At 69.7% G+C, this 4,910-nt stretch carries 5 protein-coding genes; 2 read left to right on the forward strand and 3 right to left on the reverse strand.

Annotation, left to right across the window (positions count from 1 at the left end; translation table 11 throughout):
- Positions 1 to 797 (reverse strand): CaiB/BaiF CoA-transferase family protein (locus tag APM_RS10230; protein WP_007423298.1); only part of this gene is annotated, 797 nt, incomplete at its 3' end.
- Between the two features lie 83 nt (positions 798 to 880).
- On the opposite strand from APM_RS10230, the gene APM_RS10235 reads away from it, so the two are divergent.
- Together APM_RS10235 and APM_RS10240 are read left to right on the forward strand one after the other, a co-directional pair.
- The gene (locus APM_RS10235; protein WP_007423299.1) at positions 881 to 1,663 is read left to right on the forward strand and encodes an SDR family oxidoreductase; all 783 of its coding nucleotides are present in this window, start codon (positions 881 to 883) and stop codon (positions 1,661 to 1,663) included.
- 2 nt (positions 1,664 to 1,665) lie between these two features.
- Positions 1,666 to 2,643, forward strand: coding sequence for an MBL fold metallo-hydrolase (locus APM_RS10240; protein WP_007423300.1), 978 nt, complete (start codon positions 1,666 to 1,668; stop codon positions 2,641 to 2,643).
- 130 nt (positions 2,644 to 2,773) lie between these two features.
- Here APM_RS10240 and APM_RS10245 read toward each other — a convergent pair whose 3' ends face one another.
- Positions 2,774 to 3,277, reverse strand: a complete 504-nt coding sequence (locus APM_RS10245; RefSeq protein WP_007423301.1) for an OsmC family protein — start codon at positions 3,275 to 3,277, stop codon at positions 2,774 to 2,776.
- Between the two features lie 76 nt (positions 3,278 to 3,353).
- Complete coding sequence (locus APM_RS10250; RefSeq protein WP_007423302.1) at positions 3,354 to 4,664, reverse strand: chloride channel protein; 1,311 nt, start codon at positions 4,662 to 4,664, stop codon at positions 3,354 to 3,356.
- Between the last annotated feature and the right edge of the window lie 246 nt (positions 4,665 to 4,910).

Raw genomic sequence — 4,910 nt, forward strand, 5'->3', positions numbered from 1 at the left:
TTGCGGAACTGCCCGTCATTGCCGCCGGCGATGAAGATCTCGCAGGTCGCGGTGGGGAAGGTGTCATAGGGGGCGATGTTCGGATGGGCATTGCCGGTCGCCGCCGGCCGCTTGCCGTTGAGCAGGTAGTTCGCCGCCGCCGGATGCAGCAGCGCCATGCCCGCATCGTGCAGCGTCATGTCGATGAACTGCCCGCGCCCCGAGCGCTGCCGCTCCTGCAACGCCATCAGGATGCCGATCGCCGAATACAGCCCGGTCGCGAGATCGACCACCGGCGTGCCCATCCTGAGCGGCCCCTCGCCGGGACGGCCGTTGATGGTCATCAGCCCGGTCATCGCCTGCACCACCGCGTCATAGCCCGGCAGCCCGCCGAACGGTCCGTCGGCGCCGAACCCCGAGATCCGGCAATGCACGAGGCGCGGAAAGCGCGGGGCCAGCGCCGCCTGCCCGATATCCCATTTCTCCAGCGTGCCGGGCTTGAAATTTTCCACCAGCACGTCGGCGTCCTCCAGCAGCCGCAGAAGCACTGCGCGGCCCTGCTCGTGCGCGAGGTCGAGCGTCATCGCCCGCTTGTTGCGGTTGGCGCCGAGGAAATAGCTCGCATCCCGCGCTCCGTCCGCCCGTTCGAGGAAGGGCGGCCCCCAGTCGCGCACCTCGTCGCCCTGCGGCGGCTCGATCTTGATCACGTCCGCGCCGTGATCGGCGAGGATCATCGTGCAATACGGCCCACCCAGCACCCTGGTCAGGTCGATCACCTTCAGCCCGGTCAGCGCGCGCTCGGTCATGGCGGTGGTCATGGTCCCCTGTCGAATTCGGTATCGCGCCCATCTGATGCTATGGACGCGGCCTCGACACAAGCAGGACAGGGAAGGGAGCAGAGATGGAACTCGGACTGAAGGGCAGGCGGGCGATCGTGTGCGCGGCGAGCAAGGGGCTCGGCCGCTCCGTCGCGTTTTCCCTCGCCCGCGAGGGCGTGGATCTGGTGATCACCGCGCGCGGCGAGGCGGCGTTGGCCGAAACGGCGGCGGCGATCCGCGCCGAGACCGGCGTCAAGGTCGAGATCGCGGCGGGCGACATCACCACCGAATCGGGCCGCGCCGCGGCGCTCGCCCTCTGCCCCGCGCCGGACATCCTGATCAACAACGCGGGCGGCCCGCCGGCCGGCGATTTCCGCAAGTTCACCGATGCCGACTGGGAAGCCGCCCTGCGCGCCAACATGCTCACCCCGATCGCGCTGATCCGCGCGACGGTCGATGGCATGATCGAGCGCCGCTTCGGCCGCATCGTCAACATCACCTCGGCGGCGGTGAAATCGCCGATCCCCGCCCTCGGCCTGTCGAATGGCGCCCGCGCCGGGCTGACCGGCTTCGTCGCCGGCCTCGCCCGCCAGGTCGCGAAGCACAACGTGACGATCAACAATCTTCTCCCCGGCCCGTTCATGACCGACCGGCTGCGTGACAACGCGGCCACCGCCGCCCGCGCCTCCGGCCGCTCGGTGGAGGACGAACTCGCCGCCCGCGCCGCCGCCAACCCGACCGGCCGCGTCGGCACGCCGGAGGAATTCGGCGATGCCTGCGCCTTCCTCTGCTCGGCACAGGCGGGCTTCATCGTCGGCCAGAACCTGCTGCTCGATGGCGGCGCCTTCAACGCGGCGTTCGGCTGACCTTGCCCTACCCGGTCTCGGATCATTACGACGGCGCGCGCTTCTTCAACCCCGAAGGTGCGCGCCGCCGCACCGGCCGCTTCCCGATGCTCCGCTGGGTGACACGGCGCGAGGGACGGGCAAAATGGCCCGACCGGGTGGAAAACCGGACTTTTGCTCCGCCACCCGCCGAGGTGGCGGAGGGCGAGGCGGCGGTGACGTTCATCGGCCATGCGAGCTTCCTGATCCGCCTGCCGGGCCTCGTGCTGCTGACCGACCCGATTCTCTCGGATCGCTGCTCGCCGGTCGGCTGGGCCGGGCCGCGCCGGGTCCGCCCGCCGGGCCTCACGCTCGACGCAATGCCGAAGCCGGACGCGATCCTGCTCTCGCACAACCATTACGACCATTGCGACATCCCGACCCTCGCCGCCCTGCACGCGCGCTTCGGCCGCACCCCGATCTTCGCCCCGCTCGGCAACCGCGCCTTTCTCACCCGCAAGGGGCTCGGCCCGGTCACCGAGCTCGACTGGTGGCACCACGCCGAACTGCACGGCACCCGCATCACCCTCACCCCGGCGCGCCATTTCGCCGCCCGCACGCTGCGCGACCGCAACACCACGCTCTGGGGCGGTTTCATGCTGCGCCACGCCGCCGGGCAGCTCTATTTCGCCGGCGACACCGGCTATACCGGCTATTTCCGCATGATCCGCGAGCGCCTCGGCCGCCCCGGCCTCGCCTTGCTGCCGATCGGCGCCTACGAGCCGCGCTGGTTCATGGGCAATGTCCACATGAACCCGGCGGATGCGGTGCGCGCCTTCGCCGAGCTCGGGGCCGCCCGCGCGGTGGGGATGCATTTCGGCACGTTCCAGCTCACCGACGAGGCGATCGACGCCCCGGAGCGCGACCTCGCCGCCGCCCGCGAGGCCGCCGGCCTGCCGGCAGCGCGTTTCACCACGCTCGATGTCGGCGAGACCGGCCTGTTCCGCCTCGATCCCGGCTGATTGACCTCAGCCGGCGCGAAAATCCGGCTGACTGACCTCAGCCGGATCAAAAACCCGGCTGATTGACCTCAGCCGGCGCGAAAACCCGGCTGATTGACCTCAGCCGGAGCAAAAACCCGGCTGATTGGGTTCAGCCGCGAATCGCCTCGATCCGCGGCGGGTTGCGCAGCGTCTGCAGGATCACGCAATACCGCTCGGTGCTCTGGATCAGCCGCGCCACGGTTGCCTCGTCCGCATCGGTGTCGAGATCGAAGCGGAGCGAAATGTCGGTGACACCCACCGGCGCGGCGCGGTCGATCGCCAACGTGCCGCGCGCGTCCCACACCCCCTCGGCGGTGATGCTGCCGCGCTTCACAATCACCCCCATCGCGGTGGCGACGGCGGAGAGCGTCACCCCGGCGCAGGCGACCAGCGCCTCCAGCAGCATGTCGCCCGAACAGGCCTGCGAGCCGTCGCCGCCGGCCGCCTCGTGCAGCCCGGCGGTCACCTCGCCGTCATGGCCGCGCACCACGCAGGCGATCCCGCCCTGCACGATCTCGCCCACCGCGCGCGAGACGATCCGCGCCGAGGCGGCGTCCTCGCGGTATTTCTGCTTCAGCGGCGCCTGCAGGGCGCGGAGTTCGGCGGCATCCATGGCGGTCTCCCGAAGATCGATCCTCGTTGATGAAGATGCGGCTGCGGCGCGGTTCAGGCAAGCCGCCGCGCGGGCCTCAATGCTCTGCGGCGGGGGCGGGTTCGACCGTATTGGGCTTGGGCATCGGCCGGTTTTCGACGACGCGCAGGAACTGGTGCGACATCGCGTGATAGACCGGCTCCTTGCAGACCAGCCGCGAGGCCATGGTGCCGAGAATCGCGGCGATGCCCACCGGCACCGACATCGACGGATCGGACGTCATCTCGATCACGATCACCGCCGCCGTCAGCGGCGACTGCACGACGCCGGCGAAATACCCGGCCATGCCGACCATCGCGAATCCCGCCACCGGCAGGCCCGGCAGCAGATGCACGAACGCCGTGCCGACACCGACGCCCACGGCGAGCGAGGGCGCGAAAATCCCCCCCGGAATCCCCGAGAGATACGACACCAGGGTGGCGAGGAATTTCAGCGGCCCGAAATCGACCGGCGGCAGCACGCCCGAGACCATCGCATCCCGCGCATTGGCATAGCTCGCATCGAACACCATCCCGTGCGAGGCGTAGCCGATCGCCGCGAGCACGAGGCCGCAGAAGGCGGCGAAGACCACCGGCCGCTTCTGCGCGAGCCGGTTGACCGCGCCCGGCAGGAACTTCCACGGCGTCACCAGGATCTGCGCGAACAGCCCGCCCGCGAGCCCGCCGATCACGGCGCAGACCGGGATCAGCAGCCAGATCCAGTCGAGCCTCAGCACCGCGTGCGAGAAGCCGAAATAAGGCTGGTAGCCGAGGACGAAGAGCAGGGTGATGCCGCTGGCGAAGGCGGCGAGAATGATCGAGCGCACCTGCCGGTCGTCGAAGCTGCGCGCCATCTCCTCGATCGCGAAGATGATGCCGGCCACCGGCGCGTTGAAGGCGCAGGTGATGCCCGCGGCACCCCCGGCGAGGATCAGCAGCCGTTGCAGCGCATGGGTGCGCTCCAGCCCCATCCGCCCGCAAATGTTCATCGCCGCACAGCCGATCTGCACCGTCGGCCCTTCCTTGCCGATCGACGCGCCGGTGGCGAAGCCGATCAGGGTGAGCAGGAACTTGCCCACCGCGATCCGCAGCGACAGCACCGAATCGACATCGGCCGAATCCTGCATCTGCAACCCGGCCATCGCCTGCGGAATGCCCGAGCCCTGCGCGCCGGGAAACACCTGCCGGGTGAGATAGACGATCAGCGCGAGCCCGGCCGGGCAGAGCAGGAACACGATCCAGCCGCGCTGCGCCGTCACGTTCTGGAACAGCGCCGTCGCGCGGACGACGCCGATGCCGAAGGCGATGGAGACCAGTCCGGTGATGATGGCGGCGAGCACGAAAATGAGATTGCGTTTCAAAGCCGCCATTCCGGCCGGTCTCCTTGACTGTCATTCCTGCGTGAGGCCGGAGCCTCCGCCGGCCGGCCAGCGTGGACAGGGCTTGCCCGACACCGATTGATTCATGTCAATGCCAGAACAGGCATCGCATGTGAACCGTCCGCCGCCCGCGCCCGGCGCTGCGGCCGCCGGATCCGCGTGAGAGGACAGACTTGACCGAGGCAGACAACCACGACGCCGCCCCGCCCCGCCGCACGCTCGACCGCCGCCTGATCG

It is taken from the genome of Acidiphilium sp. PM, from assembly GCF_000219295.1.
Taxonomy (GTDB): domain Bacteria; phylum Pseudomonadota; class Alphaproteobacteria; order Acetobacterales; family Acetobacteraceae; genus Acidiphilium; species Acidiphilium multivorum.